Source organism: Leisingera sp. S232, assembly GCF_049800895.1.
Classification (GTDB): domain Bacteria; phylum Pseudomonadota; class Alphaproteobacteria; order Rhodobacterales; family Rhodobacteraceae; genus Leisingera.
The window spans coordinates 170,214-185,723 of record NZ_JBNAFX010000004.1 but is presented as its reverse complement, the minus strand read 5'-3'; the positions used below and the strand labels follow the sequence as shown (position 1 = coordinate 185,723).

Here is a 15,510-nt window from a genome sequence, read left to right as displayed (position 1 = left end):
GGGTCAGACAGGCTTAGGGGCGGATTTCCACTTCTGTCCCGAGCTGCGTCAGACGCCAGAGCGTTTCCATCTGTTCATTGCTGACAGCGATGCAGCCGGCGGTCCAATTGCCTGGCAGGGTGATCAAATTGCCCACTGAATTCGGCTGGCCATGAATGAAGATATCACCACCGGGACTGACACCTGCAGCCCGGGCCTGCGCCATGTCTGCAGGCTGTGGATAGTTGATGCCCAGCGACAGATGATAAGCGCTGTTCGGATTGCGCCGGTCGATCTGAAAGACCCCTTCTGGCGTTTTGCCGTCCCCTTCCTGAAACTTGTCCCCGCTGGGGTCAAACCCCAGTGCTATAGGAAATTCCAGCACGGTTTCGCCGCCGCGGCTGGCCGTCAGCCGCCTTGCGGATTTCTCGATCAGAATACGGTCGATCTGCTCCACTGCAGCGGCCTGTGGCGGCGGCAACGGGTGTGGGGCAAAGGCCTGCCATGCCATCCAGACGGCACCGGTCAGAATAACCAGCCCCAAAAGGCGCAGCAGGCGCTTCATTTTATTGCAGGTCCGAGAAAGCTGCCGTCAGGCGGCGACAGGCTTCTTCCACGCGCGACCGCTGGGTTGCCAGATTGAAGCGTTCCATAAACACGCCGCCAGCGCCGAAACCGTCGCCGGGCGAGGTCGCGATCTTGGCCTCTTCGCGCAGGCGCTTGACGAATTCTTCGCGGCTCATGCCGGTGCCAGAGAAATCTACCCAAGCCAGGTAGGTAGAGGCCAGCGGCAATGACTTCAGGCCGGGCAGTGCGTTTACGGTCTCATCAAACAGTTTTCTGTTGCCTTCCAGATGCGCAATCTGTGCATCTACCCATTCCGCGCCTTCGGGCGAATAGGCTGCAGTGATCATCGCCACGCCAAGAGAACTCGGGTCATAGTCCAGCGTGTTGAGACGGTTGCGCATCTTTGCCCGCAAGTCCGGGTCGGCGATGATCATGTTGCCAGTGCGCTGGCCTGCGATGTTGAAGGTTTTGGAGGCGGCGGTCAGGGTGATGGTCCAGGCACGCGCGTCAGGGGCAGCCACGTCCATCGGGACAAAGGTGTGGCCCGGGTAGACCAGATCGTGGTGGATTTCGTCTGATACCAGGATCAGCCCGTTGCGCTTGGCAAAATCGGCCACCGCGCGCAGTTCTTCCGGCGTCCAGACCCGGCCCGAAGGGTTCTGGGGCGAGCACCACAGCAGCAGTTTCTCAGACCCGTCCAGCCGCGACTGGGCGTCATCCAGATCGACGATATAGTCATCGCCGTCTCGCACCAGCGGGCATTCCACCACCTTGCGACCGGCCTTGTTCACCTTGTAGGCGAACTCATGGTACACAGGCGAGAAGATAACCGCGCCATCGCCGGGGGCGCTCAACACATCAAGGCAAAGCGCAATCGCGTTGCCCAGGCCCTGGGTGGTCAGGATCCAGTCGGTCTCGATCTCCCAGTTATGCCGGGTCTTCATCCACCACTGCACCGCCTGCAGGTATTCCGGGTGCTGCCAGGAGTAGCCAAAGACGCCATGTTCTGCGGCCTTTTTGACGGCTTCGATGACACAAGGCGCGGTTTCATAGTCCGAATCTGCTGTCCACATCGCCAGGCCGTCGTCGGAGGAGACGCCGAACAGCTGCTCCATCTTGTCCCATTTAGAGCTGTGGGTGCCGCAGCGGTCTGTGGGTTTGTCAAAATTCATGTGGTGAACTCCCATATGGTCGCAAGCGAAGCTAATCGCTGCAGCGCGGGGCGCAAGGGGGGCGTTGCGATACCTCTGCTGATCGCATAAATGAAAGCCATGAAAAGACCGATCCTGATCCATCCCGACCCCCGCCTGAAAAAGGTCTGCGTGCCTGTGCCGGACCTGAGCGATGATTTGCGCGTGCTGGCGGATGACATGCTGGAAACCATGTATGGCGCTCCCGGTATCGGCCTGGCAGCGCCGCAAATCGGTATCTTGCAGCGGCTGATCGTGCTGGATTGCGTCAAGGAAGACGACGATGAACCGCGTCCGCTGGTGATGTTCAATCCTGAGATCATTTCCTCTTCGGGTGAAACCAATGTCTATGAGGAAGGCTGCCTGTCGATCCCGGACCAATATGCAGAAGTGACCCGGCCCAAGGTGGTTGAGGTCGAATGGATGGACCGTGACGGCAAAGCACAGCGCGAAACCTTTGATGGGCTGTGGGCGACTTGCGTGCAGCATGAGATCGACCATTTGAACGGCAAGCTGTTCATTGATCATCTGAAGCCGCTGAAGCGCCAGATGATCACCCGCAAAATGCAGAAGCTAAAGCGCGAACGCGCCCGCGCCTGAGGGAATACCAGACATGACTGTCCGCACCTGCCTGCCCTGGCCTGACAAGCGCCTGCGTTCCAAGGCCGAAGAAGTGACTGAAATCACAGACGAGATCCGCGAAATCTGGAAGGACATGGTAGATACCATGGATGCGATGCCGGGTGTCGGCCTGGCGGGCAACCAGATCGGCGTGATGCTGCGACTGGCGGTGGTGGATGGCTCCTCTGAACGCGGCAGGGCGGTGAAGCTGGCGAATCCTGAAATCCTGCATTCCTCGATTGAACTGCGTGAACACGACGAGGCCAGCCCAAACCTGCCCGGGGTGTCTGCCAAAATCAAACGCCCGCGTGCAGTGACTGTCCGTTTCCTGAACGAGCAGGGCATGGTGGATCGCAAGGACTTTGTCGGGATAGAGGCGACCTCGGTGCAGCATCAGATCGATCATCTGAACGGCAAACTGTACTTTGATCACCTCAGCAAGGTGAAGCGCGACATGCTGATCCGCAAGGCAAAAAAACTGAACGGCTGATCCCCATTTCCGGATCACCTGCGATCCGGTTCGCGTCCACCCCCGCCCCCAGGGCGCGCGCGAACCTGTGCTGACACAGACAAACACCGCCAATCTTGCGGTATGGCAATGGGGCTGGGACGGGGAACTGCGATGCGCATTATCTTTATGGGAACGCCAGACTTCTCAGTGCCGGTGCTGGACGCGCTGGTCGAGGCCGGGCACGAGATTGCCGCCGTTTACAGCCAGCCTCCCCGGCCTGCAGGCCGCGGCAAGAAGGACCGCCCGACACCCGTCCACGCTCGCGCCGCGGCCTTGGGGCTGGAGGTGCGCCATCCGGTCTCGCTGAAAGGCGACGCCGAGCAGCAGGACTTTGCCGCGCTCAATGCGGATGTTGCCGTGGTTGTTGCCTATGGGCTGATCCTGCCGCAACCGGTGCTGGATGCGCCCGCGCAGGGCTGTCTGAACATTCACGCCAGCCTCCTGCCGCGCTGGCGTGGCGCGGCGCCGATTCACCGGGCAGTCATGGCAGGGGATGCAAAGACCGGCATCTGCATCATGCAGATGGAGGCGGGGCTGGACACGGGCCCGGTACTGCTGCGTGATGCCACTGCTATAGGAGCGGAAGAAACCACCGCGCAGCTGCATGACCGTCTGTCAGAAATGGGCGCGGGCCTGATCGTCGAAGCACTGACCCATCTGCCGGATCTGGTGCCAGAGGTTCAGCCGAACGAAGGCGTCATCTATGCCGAAAAAATCGACAAGGCAGAGGCGCAGATTGATTGGACCCGGCCCGCCGCAGACGTGGACCGAAAAATCCGCGGCCTGTCCCCTTTCCCGGGCGCCTGGTGCGAAATTGAGGGCCAGCGGGTGAAATTGCTGTTGTCGAAACTCGCTGAGGGCCAGGGCACACCCGGAGAAGTTCTGGATGATGCTTTGACCGTGGCTTGCGGTGCGGGCGCGGTGCAGCTGTTGCGCTTGCAACGGGCGGGCAAAAGCGCGCAGGATCCGGATGTATTCCTGCGTGGCTTCCCGGTTCAGAAGGGCAGCCGCCTGTAACTGGAGGGCCTGATGCCAATCCTAGCTCTGATCGTCATCGGTGCCGCCGCCGGTTTCCTGGCAACCCGGTTGATGAAGCTGGAAACCGATATCATCACCACGGTCTGCATCGGCATGGCCGGGGCGCTGGTGGGCGGCCTGGTGCTACGGGCACTGCTGGCAGTGATGGGGTTGATGGCGGGTTTCATTGGCGCAGTGCTGGGCGCCCTTGCACTGATATGGCTTTGGCAACGCTATGGCAGAAGGTGACTCCCGCTGAGGCATTCATGTCACAGCCTTAAGGGGAGCCGGAAATTCCTGATGCACCATTTTGTATTATCGTTAACATTTTATTAACCACGCCAAAAATGGCGGATACCGAGGCAGAGAGCGCTATTTAAGATGACACAGAACAGCGGCTGGGCAGGTTCGCCGAACGTGGTGGTCGTGACCTCCATGAAGGACGAGGGCCCTTACATTCTCGACTGGATTAGCCACTATAAATCCATTGGCGTCAGTGATTTCGTTGTTTTTACGAACGATTGCTCGGATCCGACCGACCACATCCTGCGCTGCCTGCACCGCATGGGGGTGATTGAGCACCGTTTCAGCCGTGTGATGCGCCGGGGGCCGCAAAAAAGCGCGCTGATGTGGGCAGAGTCCGAGCCCAAGGTCGCTGCAGCCGATTGGGTCATGGTGGTGGATGTCGATGAGTACCTGCTTGTCAACTCGGGCGATGGTTCGCTCACCGGACTGCTGGCAGAGCGGGCCGACGCGGAGGTGGACGCGGTTTCCTTTGTCTGGCGCATTTTTGGCAATGCCAACATTGGGCAGGCCGACCATCCGCCGGTTCCCCAGACTTTTGTCCGGGCTGAACCTGAAGAAGGGCGCCCGGATGAACACAGGTTTTTCAAGACTGCCTACCGCAACAACGGAAAGTTTAACCGAATTGGCGTACACCGTCCCTTTCTTGCTGCCGGGCCCGAGGGGATAAACTGGCAGTTGGCCGATGGCACCCCACTGAAGGAGGCTGACATTGAAGGGGCGTTATACGTCCGGGACAGCTATGGTTATTCTGCAGCGCAGCTCAACCATTATGCGCTGCGCTCGCGCGACGGTTTCCTGAACAAGAAGGCACGGGGAAGGGCCAACCATTTTCGGTCAACGATGGAGGCCGACTATTGGCAGAAATTCAACAAAAACGAGGTAGAAGATCGTCGGCTGGCGGATAATTTCACCGCAGCACTGCAAATCAAAGAGGAGCTGCTGCAGGACAGCAAGCTGCGCGAATACCATGAGGCTGCCCAGATTTGGCATCGCCGCCGTGGGCGCAAGGCCAGGCTGAGCGAGGAAGGCCGGGCGTTTCTTCAAACCGTGAAAGGCAACCGCATACCCGGATGAAACCCGACTTAGCTGCGCGGCGGGCGGCTTTTGTAGACCGGAAGGTGCCAGCCGAACAGGATCGACCCCGCGCGCAGGCTCCAGCAGACGCCGGCGCAGGCTATCAGCGAAAGCCCTAGTTCCAGCCCCAGCCAGATGCCCAGAACTGCTGTCATTGCGCCTGCCATCGCGCAGGAGATGTAAAGTTCGCCCTGTTTCAGGACCAACGGCACTTCGTTGCAGACCACATCACGCATCAGCCCGCCCATGGTGCCAGTGGCCATGCCCATCAGCACGGTGATCACTGGCGGGCTGTCCAGTGCGACAGCGGTGCCGGTGCCTGCAGAAACTGCGATGGCCAGCGCGAAACTGTCGAGCCAGACAACCCAGCGCAGGCGGCTTTCCAGCAGATGTGCAGTAAAAAATACTGCCACCGAAGCCAGGGCAGCCAACAGGATGTAGTTGGAATTGGCAATCCAGAACACCGGATTGCGGTCCAAAAGCAAGTCGCGCAGGGTGCCACCGCCGAGCGCAGTCAGGCAGGCGACAAAGGCAAAGCCGACGATGTCCAGCTGCGCCCGGCTGGCCACCAGCGCGCCGGAAAGGGAAAAGACCAGCACCGAAGCATAGTCCAGCAGTGCCAGAAAGGTCATCTGCACCCCTCGTGCATCAAGCGCTTTTCTTTTTCTTGAAAGGCGCCATGCCAGCCCGGGCCAGCTCATCCGCGCGTTCGTTTTCCGGGTGGCCTGCGTGTCCCTTGACCCATTCCCAGGTCACCTTGTGGCGGGCCTGCGCTGCGTCCAGTTGCTGCCACAGCTCAACGTTCTTCACCGGTTTCTTGCTGGAGGTTTTCCAACCGTTCCTCTTCCACCCGAAGATCCAGCCAGTGACGCCGTTTTTCACATAGGCAGAATCGGTGACTACGGTTATCGTCGATGGCCGCGCCAGGCTTTCCAGCGCGTTGATTGCCGCCAGGAGCTCCATTCGGTTGTTGGTGGTCTCCGCTTCGCCTCCCTGCAGTTCTTTTTCTTTGACGATGGTGTCACCGTCCATGGCGCGCAGCAGTACGCCCCAGCCGCCGGGGCCGGGGTTTCCAGAACAGGCGCCGTCGGTATAAGCAAATAAATCAGGCATGCGCCGTCAGTACTACGAAGTCTTCGCCGGTGCCAGCCAGTCCTTTGACATGGCCGTGGCGGCAGCCAAGAATTGTAAAACCAGCGGCTTTGAGTTTTCCCAGCAGCTCTTCTTCGCTGTAGTAGGCGTAGAACCGCCCCAGATCATCACGGCCTTCGCCCTGGCCCAGTTTCATCGACAGGCAGAAAGCTCCGCCGGGCTGCAGGGCCCGGTGCACAGAGGACAAGTGGATAGCAAGCTCCGCCCGCGGAACATGCAGCAGGCTGAAATAGGCCCAGATGCCGTCGAACACCGCCTCTGCATCCAAGGCCTCGAATCCGGCGGTAATGACTTCAATCCCGTAAGCCGCCCGGGCAGCTTCAGCCATTTCCGGCGAAGCATCAAGCGCGGCCACGCGAAAGCCTGCATCCCGGAGCCGCGCGGCCCAGTGACCAGGACCGCAGCCAAGGTCTAGAACGGTGCCATCTTTCGGAAGGCGGAACGTGAAGGCGTGGAAATCTGCTTCCTCTCCACTGTCCTTGCTGCTGGTGACCAGCTCAGCGTAGTCTGCCGCACGGTCATTGTAGACGCTGATGGTTCTGTCGTCACTCATCTGGCGACCTCCGGATAATTTGGTCAGGCGCGCTCCATTGCTAGCCGGGCGGCGAGGCCAGCAAAGACGGCAGCAAATCCGCGGTTCAGCCACGTCAGTACACGCTCACTGCTCAGAAGATAGCTGCGGGCCTGGGCGGCGAACAGCCCATAGAGCACAAAGATGGCAAAGGTCAGAGCCATGAAAACCAGCCCCAGTACTGACATTTCCAGTGTGGAACTGGATGGGTTGCCGCTCAAAAAAGGCGGCAGAAGCGCCAGGAAAAAGACGGACAGTTTGGGATTCAGGATATTGATCAGGGCGCCGCGCCAGGCGATTTTCCAGACGGGCTGGGTGGTGCGTTTGGACGTCACCGCCAGCGCGCCGCCGCTGCGCAGCGCCTGCCAGGCAAGGTAAAGAAGGTAGGCAACACCCGCGGCCTTGACGACCTGAAACAGCAGCGCCGAGCTGTGCAGCACAGCAGCCAACCCGAGCGTTGCGGCAGCAAGGTGCGGCACGATACCGATTGTACAGCCAAGGGCCGCCCATATTGAGGCCCGCCTGCCTTGGCCAAGACCCAGCGCGAGAGTGTAGATAACCCCCGTGCCAGGCGCGAGGACGACGATAAAAGCAGTGATCAAAAATTGAAATGTGATCATGGTAACGGCTCCAGAAAATCACCCGGGACCGACGCCTAGGCGCTAGTCCCGGCATCCGATGGATAGGGTCAGGATGAAACGATCTGGCTCTGATGTCCAGTTTCTGCAGATGTATCCGTAGGGGGGCAGTCCGATGGCTGTCGTCAAGCGACAAGCAAGCCTGTAGGCGTCCAGAAAGTCCGCGACGTGTATTCGAAGCTGCGCGTGGCTTGTGTAGCAAGACCGTTTGGCCGTGGCGTCCTTGATCGTGCAGTTCATCCTTTTAACCCGACCGTTGGCCCATGGGTGGTTCGGTATGGTCGGGGGATGTTCAATCCTATTGCCGTGACGGATCAGGTTGAACCGCATCAGCTGAGAAAAGATTGTGTTCCGGTTGCGCGGCTGCTCTGCGAACTGGATGGCGTAATCCGTCAGGATCTAGCTAGGCACGGCCTCAGGGAGGTCGTCAAGAAACTCCCAGGTGGTCTTGCGATTGGCTTTCTCTACCAGCTGGGCAACGGCTAACTTTCTGGTACGCTCGATAGCCACAAAGAGATGCTGTTTCCTCTCTTCAGTCCTGACCTCGACAATGTCGAAGGGATAAGACGCCAATCGAGGAGCACTTGAACTGCTGCCGTTTCGGCTTCCTCTTCTTTGCTGAAAATGGTTGAGCACGACTTCCGAGGCTCGGCTTTGCGATCTCTGTATTGTGGCTCTGACGGCGAGCCTGGTCGTGGTGGTGCCGTGACGAATTTTCCCAGAATGCTTCTTTCCATTCCAACAAATGGATCACACCATCAAACCATGGGATCAAACAGCAAGCTTTGACGATCCGTGTAGCCTGGTCCGATTGCGGCAAAGCTGACGTACATACTCGCCGCAGCATTCTGCAATTTGGGCTCAAAGCGCCCACTTCCTAACAAAAAACCCGGCCACTCGGACCGGGTTCTTTTAACTTGTCTGTGTCAGCCAATGCTTAGTGCAGCTTGGCGTCCACATCCGCGATGGCGGCGTCGATCAGCTTGTTGGCCTCAGCGGCGGTCATCTGCTTGGCGATCACCTGATCCGCAGCTGCAACAGCGATGGAGATCGCCTGGTCGCGAACTTCCTTCACAGCCGAAGCTTCTGCCGAAGCGATCTGCTCCTCAGCAGCCGCCAGACGGCGGGCGATGGAGGTTTGCAGATCAGCCTTGGCCTGTTCAGCTGCACGGGCAGCCTCGTCACGGGCAGCAGCCACGATCTGATCAGCCTGAGCCTGAACTTCCTGCTGCTTGCGCTCGTAGGACGCCAGAACGGTCTGGGCCTCTTCACGCAGAGCACGGGCTTCGTCCAGTTCCTTCTGGATGCCGTCGGCACGGTTGTCGAGCTGGCCAGCCAGCAGCGACGGCACCTTGGCGAACAAAAGAATGCCGATGAACAGAATGAACGCCAGCGCAACAACCAGATTGGTGTTGGACAGGTCCATGCCACCGCCGGCTGCGAATGCAGGTGAAGCCGCGCCAAGTGTCAGGGCAAGAGCGAGAATATTGCGCATGTCCTTATCCTTTCGTCCGCTCGGCAACTGCCGAAGCAATTGCGTCTGCATCTGCGGTTCCGCCCAGTGCAGTCACCAGCGCATCTGCGGTATCGGTGGCCACAGCCTTCACGCTTTCCAGCGCGCCGGCTTTGATCTCGGCGATTGCTTTTTCGGATTCAGCCGCCTTGGCAGAGATCTGTTCGTCTGCTTTGGCAATTGCCTCATCCAGCCCGGCCTGAATTTCTGCACGGGTCTCGGCAGCGATCCGCTGCGCTTCCGCACGGGCATCCGCCAGAGCTTTGTTATATGCGTTTTCGGCCTCGACAGCCTTGGCTTTCAAGTCTTCAGCCGCTGCCAGGTCGTTGGTGATGGTCCCCTGACGCTCGGCCAGCACGCTCGCAATGCGAGGCAGCGCGATGCGCGACAGGATGAGGTAGATCACAACCAGCGCGACCACGAGCCAGAAGATCTGGTTCCCGAAGGTCGAGAAGTCCAGCTGCGGCATTGCGGAACCGCCGCCGTGTGCTGCCTCTTGCGTATTTGATGCCATGTCGTCCTCCCAGGAACTTGCCGTTACACCGGGCAGCACAGGTTCTGCACTGCCCGGCCGTAAGGAAATAGGTTCCTAAGGTCTTAGACGGCGAACATCAGCAGCAGAGCGACCAGGAACGAGAAGATGCCCAGTGCTTCTGCAAACGCGATGCCGATGAACAGGGTTGCGGTCTGGCCGGCAGCTGCCGACGGGTTGCGCAGAGCGCCTGCCAGGAAGTTGCCAGCCACGTGGCCCACACCGATTGCGGCTGCGCCGGAACCGATTGCTGCCAGACCTGCGCCGACGAACTGACCGAGTTGTGCGATATCGCCTTCCATGATTTCTCTCCTTACGATGGAATGTGGTGATTTCTAGTTTGGGCAGGGCCTTGTGGGCGCCGCCCGGTAAGCTTTCAGATCCTGGCCTTAGTGGCTCGGGTGCAGTGCGTCCTTCAGGTACACGCAGGTCAGGATGGTGAAGACGTAGGCCTGGATGAAGGCCACCAGAACTTCGAGTGCGTAAACCGCGGTGATGGCAAAGATCGGCAGGAAGCTGAACATGCCCAGCGCTGCGGCAAAGCCTGCGAACACTTTCAGAACCGCGTGGCCAGCCATCACGTTGCCAGCCAGACGAATGCTGTGGCTGACCGGGCGCACGAAGTAGGAAATCAATTCGATGATGGCCAGGATCGGGCGGAGCGCCAACGGCGCGCTCGACACCCAGAACAGACCCAGGAAGCCAACGCCGTTCTTTACGAAACCAACGATGGTCACAGTGAAGAAGACCAGCGCCGCCAGAACCGCAGTCACAGCGATATGCGAGGTGGTGGTGAAGGAGCCGGGGATCAGGCCCAGGAAGTTGGCCATCACGATGAACATGAACAGGGTCATGATATAGGGGAAGAACTTGACGCCGTCCTTGCCGGCAACGTCTTCAACCATCTTGTAGATGAAGCCATAAGCCAGTTCCGCAACCGATTGGGCGCGGCCCGGCACGATGGCGCGGCGCGAAGACCCCAGAACCAGCAGCGCAAACACAGCAGCAACCGCCAGGGCCATCCACAGGGTCACATTGGTCGGAGTGTACCAGGAGATGTGATCGCCGAACAGCGCGCTCACCTGGAACTGGTCCATCGGGTGGATCGCCAGCTTTGCTTCCGCCGGAGCGAAAATCAGACCCGACACAACTACCAGTGCCAGAGCTGCGTAAAAGAAAATTTTGCCCATCGGTCCGCTTCTCCTGTCGCCAGAGCCTGATCCCGTCGGATCAGCCCCGGTCTTGCGTATTTTTTTCGGCCTCTTCGGCCAGTTTCTGTTCCTGGATCTCTTGCGCGGTGCGAAGCATCGTCTTCACTCCAGCCGCCAGGCCCAGCATTACAAACAGCACCATGAAGATAGGCAGGGTTCCAAACAGATGGTCCAGCCCGTATCCGATGCCAAAGCCGATCCCGAGACCAGCCACCAATTCAATCACCATCCGCCAGGCCTGATTGGCCAGGGAATAATGCTCATCCACGCGCGGCTTGGGCTCTTGGGCCTTACGCGCCGCTGCCAATTTCTCCTCCAGCTGCGCCATGCGCTGCTTTTGGTCGTCATCGGTCACGGGCGCCATCCTCACGCGAATTTCTATGCAGGGTGCTAAGGCCAAGGGGCTTAGGAGTCAATTACAAGGATTGAAGATTTAAATGCGACCTAAGACACTGTTATTCAATATAATAAAATCCAGCCCGGAGAGCCGCGCCGCTCTGCCGCAGCCGCTGTCGACGCAAAACGGGTCCGGAATCCATATTCAACCAAAAGGTTGATTTTGTCCGGAGGGCGTTTTTACCACCGCCAACGGACGATCCGCCCGTCGATCAGCAAAAGCCCCAGAAGGATCGCAGCCATGCCCCACAGATGCTCGCTTAGCAGCGGCTCTTTCAGCACATAGGTTCCCAGCAACAACGCTGAGACCGGCGCAATCAGGGTCGGCATAGTGATATTGGTCGGCCCCACTTTGGGCAGCACCCAGAAAAAGGCGATGAAAGCAGCAGAGGTTAGCACAAAGCCGATCACGAACAGGGACGCCCAGGTCTCCATCCGCGTGACATGCGGCAGCCCCTCGCTCCAGATGGCCAGCGGGGCAATCGCAACTGTAGCGCCGGTCAGTGCAATGGCCACCAGCACCACCGGATCCATATCCCGAAAGCTGCGCGCGAAATTGACCGAAAACGCATAGCACAGCGGCGCACAAAGGGTAATCAGCACAGCCCAGACTTCCGAGGATTGGCCACCCTGCAGCAGCGGCAGCGACAAGAGAACAATGCCCAGGAAGCCACAGATCACTCCCAGAGATTTCAGAGCCGAGGCCCGCTCACCGCTGGGCCAGAAATGCGAAACCACCACTGCCAGAGCCGGCGTGGTTGCGTTGACAATCCCCGCCACGCCACTGGCGATATGCTGCTGACCCAGCGCATAAAAGGCAAACGGCCCTGCATAGCTGAGCACCCCGAAGCCAAACAGCGCCAGCCAGCGTCCGGGCCGGCCAGGCACCTTTTTGCGCGCCGCCAGCACATAGACCCAGCAGCCCAGCGCACCGAAACCGACCCGCCCCATGGACACCGACAACGGCCCCAGCTCACGCAGCAGGATGGCGTTGAACATGAACGACATGCCCCAGCCGATGCCGAGAACGAAAATCACCGCCCAATAGCGCAAAGCCATATCCACCGCCCTCCAGCATGCCGCACGCTGATCCATCGCATGTTTTGCAGGATTGTCGACCCGGTTCTTGCCCTTTAGGACTGTCAGGCATGAGCGATCCACTCGACACCGTCTTTGCAGCGCTGGCTGACCCGACTCGCCGGGCAATCCTCACCATGCTCCTGGAGGATGACATGGCAGTCACAGATGTGGCGGAGCCTTTCGAGATGTCGCTCGCCGCCATCTCCAAACATCTGACCATCCTGACCCGCGCCGGACTAATCGCGCAGGAAAAACGCGGCCGGGTGAAATGGTGCAAGCTGCAGCCCGACGCAATGCAGGCTGCCTCTGTTTGGATGCAAGGGTTCGGTCAGTTCGAACCGGTCAATCTTGATGCCTTCGAGCGCTTTCTGGAAGCGGAGCTGGCAGACCGGGACGGCGGCTAGCAAGGGGCTTAGCGCACCACAAAAACCGACGCTTTCGAATGTCTCACGAGATACCCGGCATGTGACGAGAAGATATGATCCATCAGCCGTGGCGCGTGGCTTCCCGCCACCACAAGATCAGCGCCGATTTCCTCGACAGTTCGGGCAAGAATGGAATCCACTTCTGCCGCCACGTCGTTTGAACGCACTGAAATCCCCTCGACTTTCACCCCCTCCGAACGCTCGGCAATCTTCTCCTCAACCTGCCGTGCCAGCATGACAACTGCTTCCGCTGCGGTCTCGCCGTCCAGCGTTTCGCCGGTATGGCCGCCCGTCACATTGACCAGCGTCAACCGTGCGCCCTCTATACCGGCCAATTCCATTGCCACATTCATCGCCTTTGGCACTGGGTCCGGCAGGCGCAGATCAATCGGCACCACAATATGCTTGAACATTTCACGCTCCTAACTACCTGGGGCGCATTCCCTGCCCTGCACGGTAGCAGCCCAATACCAGTCTGCCTTGATGTCCATCAAGGCGAACGATCAGGCTCCGGCCCGCTGCGCCTTGGCAGCCCCTTCCAGCAGCATCACCAAGGCGATCACCGACATCGCCACACCGATCAGCACGAGACCCGGTGGCGCGGTGTGGCCCAGCGCAATCTCCCACAGGATCACCCAGCTTGGCGTCAGATAGGTATAGGCCATCACCTTGGCAGAAGGCAGCCGCAGGGTTGCGTACTGCAGCAGCACAAAAGTTGCGGAACTGGCGCAGACGGCAAGGTAGAACAGGCCGGTCCACACGATCCAAGGCAACGAAAGCCAGCTGGTCGCCATGATGTCACCCCAGCCAAAAACCAGCAAAACAGCCGCACCGGCAATCAGCATGCCAAAGGTGAACGGCAGCGCTGGTTCTCCCCGGTTCAGCCTGCGCACCAGCGGCGTGTAGACGGCGTGCAGAACACACCCCCAGAAATAGATGATTTCGCCTTTGCCGATCTCAAAGGTCATCAGAACATCGAAATCACCGCGCACGATCACCCAAACCGCACCGGCCGCACCGATGGACAGGGCCAGCGCCATCCATCCTGACGTGATCTGCCGCAGCAAAAGCCAGCCAAAGACAGCACTCATCACCGGAACCAGGGTAAAAACCGCTGCCGCGCTAACCGGTGCAGCAGACTGCAGCCCGTAAAACATCAAAACAAAGTAAGCCGCGAACAAACCGCCCAGAACGGCAAAACGCCAGGGCGCCTTGTAATCCTCGCGGCGAATGCCCCGTGTGGCCAGCACCGCCAAGCCGATGATGGCCGCGGCAATCAGGAACCGCGCAGCATTCAGGGCAGCCGGAGCGATTTCATTCGCCACCATCCCCCCCAGCGAGAACGAGCCGGCAACCAGAGCCGAAAAGGCCAGCATTGCCAGATGCCCGCGCAGCGCCTCGCTCACAGCTGCCATACCTTGGCCTGTTCCTTCAGGAACTTCAGGAAGGTCTGCACCTTGGTGGTGCGGTGCAGGTCTACATGGGTCACCAGCCACAGCGTGCCTTCCCAGTCTTCCTTTGGCGCCATCATTTCCACCAGGTTCGGATTCTGCCGCGCCTCCCAGGCCGCCATAAAGCCGATACCAGCGCCGCTGTGCACCGCATTCTGCATGGTGAACCCGTTGGAGCAACGGAACGAGATCGCCTCTGTCGGCGCATTGGCCCGCAGCCAGCGCGAAAACGGGGCGCGGCTGTTTTCATCGTCATTGCCAATGAAGCGGTGGTTCGCCATATCCTCCACGCCCTGCAGCACACCGTATTTTTCGGCATAGGCCTTGGAGGCATAAAGCCCCACCTGCTGCTTGATGAAGGGCTGCACCACATTGTCCGGCTGATCCGGCGCATTACCGGCCCGCACGGCCACATGCGCTTCGCCGTATTCCAGCCGGAACAGCCGATCGCCGGTCAGGTAGCGGATGATCAGCCCGGGATGCATGTCCTGAAATTCTTTCAACGCCGGCACCAGCATTGGCGCAAAAGAGGCAAGCGAGGTAATCACCAGTTCCCCGGAAACGTCTTCGCCCTGCCCCTTCAACCGCCCCACGAGCTGGCTGAACTGATCATCAGTCGCCTGCGCCACCCGCAACAGATCCTGGCCGGCTTCCGTCGGCGTATAACCGCGTGCGTGGCGCTGAAACAGCTTCACTCCAAGACGCGCCTCGATCGCATCGATATGCCGGATAACCGTTGCATGGTGCACGCCAAGCACCTCGGCGGCTCCGCTGACCGTGCCCATACGGGCCACCTGATAGGCGGTGCGCACCTCGTCCCAATTCTCCATGACTGCCTCCTTGACTCGCATGCCGCATCTGCGCGATTTCGCACATCATCCACCAAAATGGCAGTGTTGCGTTCAAAAATGCAATAGCCCAGATCTCTGTCAGCAACAAGGACAGGACCGTCGCCAAGGCACATACCATCCATCCTCCACATCACCTCTTTCGCCCGCCGCCTTTGGCCCGGCGACCCGCGGCCTCTCTGCACAGGTCATATCCCGTCTTGAGACAGCACAGGTGATCCGCCATGATCTCGCCGCCCTACTGACTCTTCAGGACAAGGTCAGGATTGGCGGCAATTTCACCCTAGCCGATCAGCGCATTGACAGGCAAAACCAGCGACCCGCACGCAGCAGCATGCTGCGGCACAGGCAGCAAAGAACGGCCAACAGCTTTCTGTTTGCAACCCCCGCCGCCGTTTAGGCGGCTGCGGTAGGGACATTAGAGGGGA

General features: G+C 59.6%; 23 protein-coding genes. 7 read left to right on the top strand and 16 right to left on the bottom strand.

The annotated features are described in order from the left end of the window. Window positions 1–13: 13 nt before the first annotated feature. On the bottom strand, window positions 14–544 hold the full coding sequence (locus ACP151_RS05150) for a L,D-transpeptidase family protein (RefSeq protein WP_424977788.1): 531 nt from the start codon (window positions 542–544) through the stop codon (window positions 14–16). A gap of 1 nt (window position 545) precedes the next feature. Next, complete coding sequence (locus ACP151_RS05145) at window positions 546–1,718, bottom strand: MalY/PatB family protein (RefSeq protein ID WP_424977787.1); 1,173 nt, start codon at window positions 1,716–1,718, stop codon at window positions 546–548. Between the two features lie 99 nt (window positions 1,719–1,817). Between ACP151_RS05145 and def (ACP151_RS05140) the strand changes: the two genes are divergently transcribed. The 5 genes from def (ACP151_RS05140) to ACP151_RS05120 all read left to right on the top strand — a co-directional run bounded on the left by def (ACP151_RS05140) (window position 1,818) and on the right by ACP151_RS05120 (window position 5,265). After that, window positions 1,818–2,336 carry a peptide deformylase gene (gene def, locus ACP151_RS05140; RefSeq protein ID WP_424977786.1) on the top strand — a complete coding sequence of 173 codons (519 nt, stop codon included), beginning with the start codon at window positions 1,818–1,820 and terminating at the stop codon, window positions 2,334–2,336. A 13-nt stretch (window positions 2,337–2,349) separates the two neighbouring features. Next, on the top strand, window positions 2,350–2,847 hold the full coding sequence (gene def / locus ACP151_RS05135; RefSeq protein ID WP_424977785.1) for a peptide deformylase: 498 nt from the start codon (window positions 2,350–2,352) through the stop codon (window positions 2,845–2,847). A gap of 132 nt (window positions 2,848–2,979) precedes the next feature. Next, window positions 2,980–3,885 (top strand): methionyl-tRNA formyltransferase, encoded by a 906-nt coding sequence (gene fmt, locus ACP151_RS05130; RefSeq protein WP_424977784.1) that lies wholly within the window; start codon window positions 2,980–2,982, stop codon window positions 3,883–3,885. A 12-nt stretch (window positions 3,886–3,897) separates the two neighbouring features. Then, window positions 3,898–4,134 carry a GlsB/YeaQ/YmgE family stress response membrane protein gene (locus ACP151_RS05125; protein WP_424977783.1) on the top strand — a complete coding sequence of 79 codons (237 nt, stop codon included), beginning with the start codon at window positions 3,898–3,900 and terminating at the stop codon, window positions 4,132–4,134. 168 nt (window positions 4,135–4,302) lie between these two features. Beyond that, window positions 4,303–5,265 (top strand): glycosyltransferase family 2 protein, encoded by a 963-nt coding sequence (locus ACP151_RS05120; RefSeq protein WP_424977782.1) that lies wholly within the window; start codon window positions 4,303–4,305, stop codon window positions 5,263–5,265. An 8-nt stretch (window positions 5,266–5,273) separates the two neighbouring features. Here ACP151_RS05120 and ACP151_RS05115 read toward each other — a convergent pair whose 3' ends face one another. The 11 genes from ACP151_RS05115 to ACP151_RS05065 all read right to left on the bottom strand — a co-directional run bounded on the left by ACP151_RS05115 (window position 5,274) and on the right by ACP151_RS05065 (window position 12,337). Further along, the gene (locus ACP151_RS05115; RefSeq protein WP_424977781.1) at window positions 5,274–5,897 is read right to left on the bottom strand and encodes a trimeric intracellular cation channel family protein; all 624 of its coding nucleotides are present in this window, start codon (window positions 5,895–5,897) and stop codon (window positions 5,274–5,276) included. A 16-nt stretch (window positions 5,898–5,913) separates the two neighbouring features. Next, window positions 5,914–6,378, bottom strand: a complete 465-nt coding sequence (rnhA, locus tag ACP151_RS05110; RefSeq protein ID WP_424977780.1) for a ribonuclease HI — start codon at window positions 6,376–6,378, stop codon at window positions 5,914–5,916. Beyond that, window positions 6,371–6,970, bottom strand: a complete 600-nt coding sequence (locus ACP151_RS05105; protein WP_424977779.1) for a class I SAM-dependent DNA methyltransferase — start codon at window positions 6,968–6,970, stop codon at window positions 6,371–6,373. The genes rnhA and ACP151_RS05105 overlap by 8 nt, the downstream gene beginning before the upstream one ends. A gap of 23 nt (window positions 6,971–6,993) precedes the next feature. Beyond that, window positions 6,994–7,608, bottom strand: coding sequence for a LysE family translocator (locus ACP151_RS05100; protein ID WP_424977778.1), 615 nt, complete (start codon window positions 7,606–7,608; stop codon window positions 6,994–6,996). 42 nt (window positions 7,609–7,650) lie between these two features. After that, the gene (locus tag ACP151_RS05095; RefSeq protein WP_424977777.1) at window positions 7,651–7,866 is read right to left on the bottom strand and encodes a hypothetical protein; all 216 of its coding nucleotides are present in this window, start codon (window positions 7,864–7,866) and stop codon (window positions 7,651–7,653) included. A 697-nt stretch (window positions 7,867–8,563) separates the two neighbouring features. Further along, window positions 8,564–9,121, bottom strand: coding sequence for a F0F1 ATP synthase subunit B (locus ACP151_RS05090; protein WP_424977776.1), 558 nt, complete (start codon window positions 9,119–9,121; stop codon window positions 8,564–8,566). 4 nt (window positions 9,122–9,125) lie between these two features. After that, window positions 9,126–9,653 (bottom strand): F0F1 ATP synthase subunit B', encoded by a 528-nt coding sequence (locus ACP151_RS05085; RefSeq protein WP_424977775.1) that lies wholly within the window; start codon window positions 9,651–9,653, stop codon window positions 9,126–9,128. Between the two features lie 83 nt (window positions 9,654–9,736). Continuing rightward, a complete protein-coding gene (locus ACP151_RS05080; RefSeq protein ID WP_008553903.1) occupies window positions 9,737–9,973 on the bottom strand; it encodes a F0F1 ATP synthase subunit C in 237 nt (78 codons plus the stop codon). A gap of 87 nt (window positions 9,974–10,060) precedes the next feature. After that, window positions 10,061–10,861, bottom strand: coding sequence for a F0F1 ATP synthase subunit A (locus ACP151_RS05075; protein WP_424977774.1), 801 nt, complete (start codon window positions 10,859–10,861; stop codon window positions 10,061–10,063). Between the two features lie 40 nt (window positions 10,862–10,901). Further along, window positions 10,902–11,237 (bottom strand): AtpZ/AtpI family protein, encoded by a 336-nt coding sequence (locus tag ACP151_RS05070; protein WP_424977773.1) that lies wholly within the window; start codon window positions 11,235–11,237, stop codon window positions 10,902–10,904. Between the two features lie 221 nt (window positions 11,238–11,458). Next, window positions 11,459–12,337, bottom strand: coding sequence for a DMT family transporter (locus ACP151_RS05065; protein WP_424977772.1), 879 nt, complete (start codon window positions 12,335–12,337; stop codon window positions 11,459–11,461). Window positions 12,338–12,426: 89 nt separating this feature from the next. Here ACP151_RS05065 and ACP151_RS05060 point away from each other — a divergent pair, with 89 nt between their 5' ends. Further along, window positions 12,427–12,762: an ArsR/SmtB family transcription factor gene (locus tag ACP151_RS05060; protein WP_424977771.1), complete on the top strand. Its 336-nt coding sequence runs from the start codon at window positions 12,427–12,429 to the stop codon at window positions 12,760–12,762. Window positions 12,763–12,770: 8 nt separating this feature from the next. Here the strand turns inward: ACP151_RS05060 and ACP151_RS05055 are convergent, their stop codons facing one another. The 3 genes from ACP151_RS05055 to ACP151_RS05045 form a co-directional block, all read right to left on the bottom strand. Next, the gene (locus tag ACP151_RS05055; RefSeq protein WP_424977770.1) at window positions 12,771–13,196 is read right to left on the bottom strand and encodes a universal stress protein; all 426 of its coding nucleotides are present in this window, start codon (window positions 13,194–13,196) and stop codon (window positions 12,771–12,773) included. 90 nt (window positions 13,197–13,286) lie between these two features. Beyond that, complete coding sequence (locus tag ACP151_RS05050; RefSeq protein WP_424977769.1) at window positions 13,287–14,198, bottom strand: DMT family transporter; 912 nt, start codon at window positions 14,196–14,198, stop codon at window positions 13,287–13,289. Beyond that, on the bottom strand, window positions 14,186–15,064 hold the full coding sequence (locus ACP151_RS05045) for a LysR family transcriptional regulator (RefSeq protein WP_424977768.1): 879 nt from the start codon (window positions 15,062–15,064) through the stop codon (window positions 14,186–14,188). The genes ACP151_RS05050 and ACP151_RS05045 overlap by 13 nt, the downstream gene beginning before the upstream one ends. Window positions 15,065–15,083: 19 nt before the next feature. Here ACP151_RS05045 and ACP151_RS05040 point away from each other — a divergent pair, with 19 nt between their 5' ends. Then, entirely contained in the window at window positions 15,084–15,482 is a 399-nt protein-coding gene (locus tag ACP151_RS05040) for a hypothetical protein (RefSeq protein WP_424977767.1), read from the top strand. The last annotated feature ends 28 nt before the right edge of the window (window positions 15,483–15,510 follow it).

What these genes read in the sequence shown, in the direction of transcription:
- ACP151_RS05150 (WP_424977788.1), bottom strand. Translation starts at nt 544, where the DNA reads ATGAAGCGCCTGCTGCGCCTTTTGGGGCTGGTTATTCTGACCGGTGCC.
- ACP151_RS05145 (WP_424977787.1), bottom strand. Translation starts at nt 1,718, where the DNA reads ATGAATTTTGACAAACCCACAGACCGCTGCGGCACCCACAGCTCTAAA.
- def (WP_424977786.1), top strand. Translation starts at nt 1,818, where the DNA reads ATGAAAAGACCGATCCTGATCCATCCCGACCCCCGCCTGAAAAAGGTC.
- def (WP_424977785.1), top strand. Translation starts at nt 2,350, where the DNA reads ATGACTGTCCGCACCTGCCTGCCCTGGCCTGACAAGCGCCTGCGTTCC.
- fmt (WP_424977784.1), top strand. Translation starts at nt 2,980, where the DNA reads ATGCGCATTATCTTTATGGGAACGCCAGACTTCTCAGTGCCGGTGCTG.
- ACP151_RS05125 (WP_424977783.1), top strand. Translation starts at nt 3,898, where the DNA reads ATGCCAATCCTAGCTCTGATCGTCATCGGTGCCGCCGCCGGTTTCCTG.
- ACP151_RS05115 (WP_424977781.1), bottom strand. Translation starts at nt 5,897, where the DNA reads ATGACCTTTCTGGCACTGCTGGACTATGCTTCGGTGCTGGTCTTTTCC.
- rnhA (WP_424977780.1), bottom strand. Translation starts at nt 6,378, where the DNA reads ATGCCTGATTTATTTGCTTATACCGACGGCGCCTGTTCTGGAAACCCC.
- ACP151_RS05105 (WP_424977779.1), bottom strand. Translation starts at nt 6,970, where the DNA reads ATGAGTGACGACAGAACCATCAGCGTCTACAATGACCGTGCGGCAGAC.
- ACP151_RS05100 (WP_424977778.1), bottom strand. Translation starts at nt 7,608, where the DNA reads ATGATCACATTTCAATTTTTGATCACTGCTTTTATCGTCGTCCTCGCG.
- ACP151_RS05095 (WP_424977777.1), bottom strand. Translation starts at nt 7,866, where the DNA reads ATGAACTGCACGATCAAGGACGCCACGGCCAAACGGTCTTGCTACACA.
- ACP151_RS05090 (WP_424977776.1), bottom strand. Translation starts at nt 9,121, where the DNA reads ATGCGCAATATTCTCGCTCTTGCCCTGACACTTGGCGCGGCTTCACCT.
- ACP151_RS05085 (WP_424977775.1), bottom strand. Translation starts at nt 9,653, where the DNA reads ATGGCATCAAATACGCAAGAGGCAGCACACGGCGGCGGTTCCGCAATG.
- ACP151_RS05080 (WP_008553903.1), bottom strand. Translation starts at nt 9,973, where the DNA reads ATGGAAGGCGATATCGCACAACTCGGTCAGTTCGTCGGCGCAGGTCTG.
- ACP151_RS05075 (WP_424977774.1), bottom strand. Translation starts at nt 10,861, where the DNA reads ATGGGCAAAATTTTCTTTTACGCAGCTCTGGCACTGGTAGTTGTGTCG.
- ACP151_RS05065 (WP_424977772.1), bottom strand. Translation starts at nt 12,337, where the DNA reads ATGGCTTTGCGCTATTGGGCGGTGATTTTCGTTCTCGGCATCGGCTGG.
- ACP151_RS05060 (WP_424977771.1), top strand. Translation starts at nt 12,427, where the DNA reads ATGAGCGATCCACTCGACACCGTCTTTGCAGCGCTGGCTGACCCGACT.
- ACP151_RS05055 (WP_424977770.1), bottom strand. Translation starts at nt 13,196, where the DNA reads ATGTTCAAGCATATTGTGGTGCCGATTGATCTGCGCCTGCCGGACCCA.
- ACP151_RS05050 (WP_424977769.1), bottom strand. Translation starts at nt 14,198, where the DNA reads ATGGCAGCTGTGAGCGAGGCGCTGCGCGGGCATCTGGCAATGCTGGCC.
- ACP151_RS05045 (WP_424977768.1), bottom strand. Translation starts at nt 15,064, where the DNA reads ATGGAGAATTGGGACGAGGTGCGCACCGCCTATCAGGTGGCCCGTATG.
- ACP151_RS05040 (WP_424977767.1), top strand. Translation starts at nt 15,084, where the DNA reads ATGCCGCATCTGCGCGATTTCGCACATCATCCACCAAAATGGCAGTGT.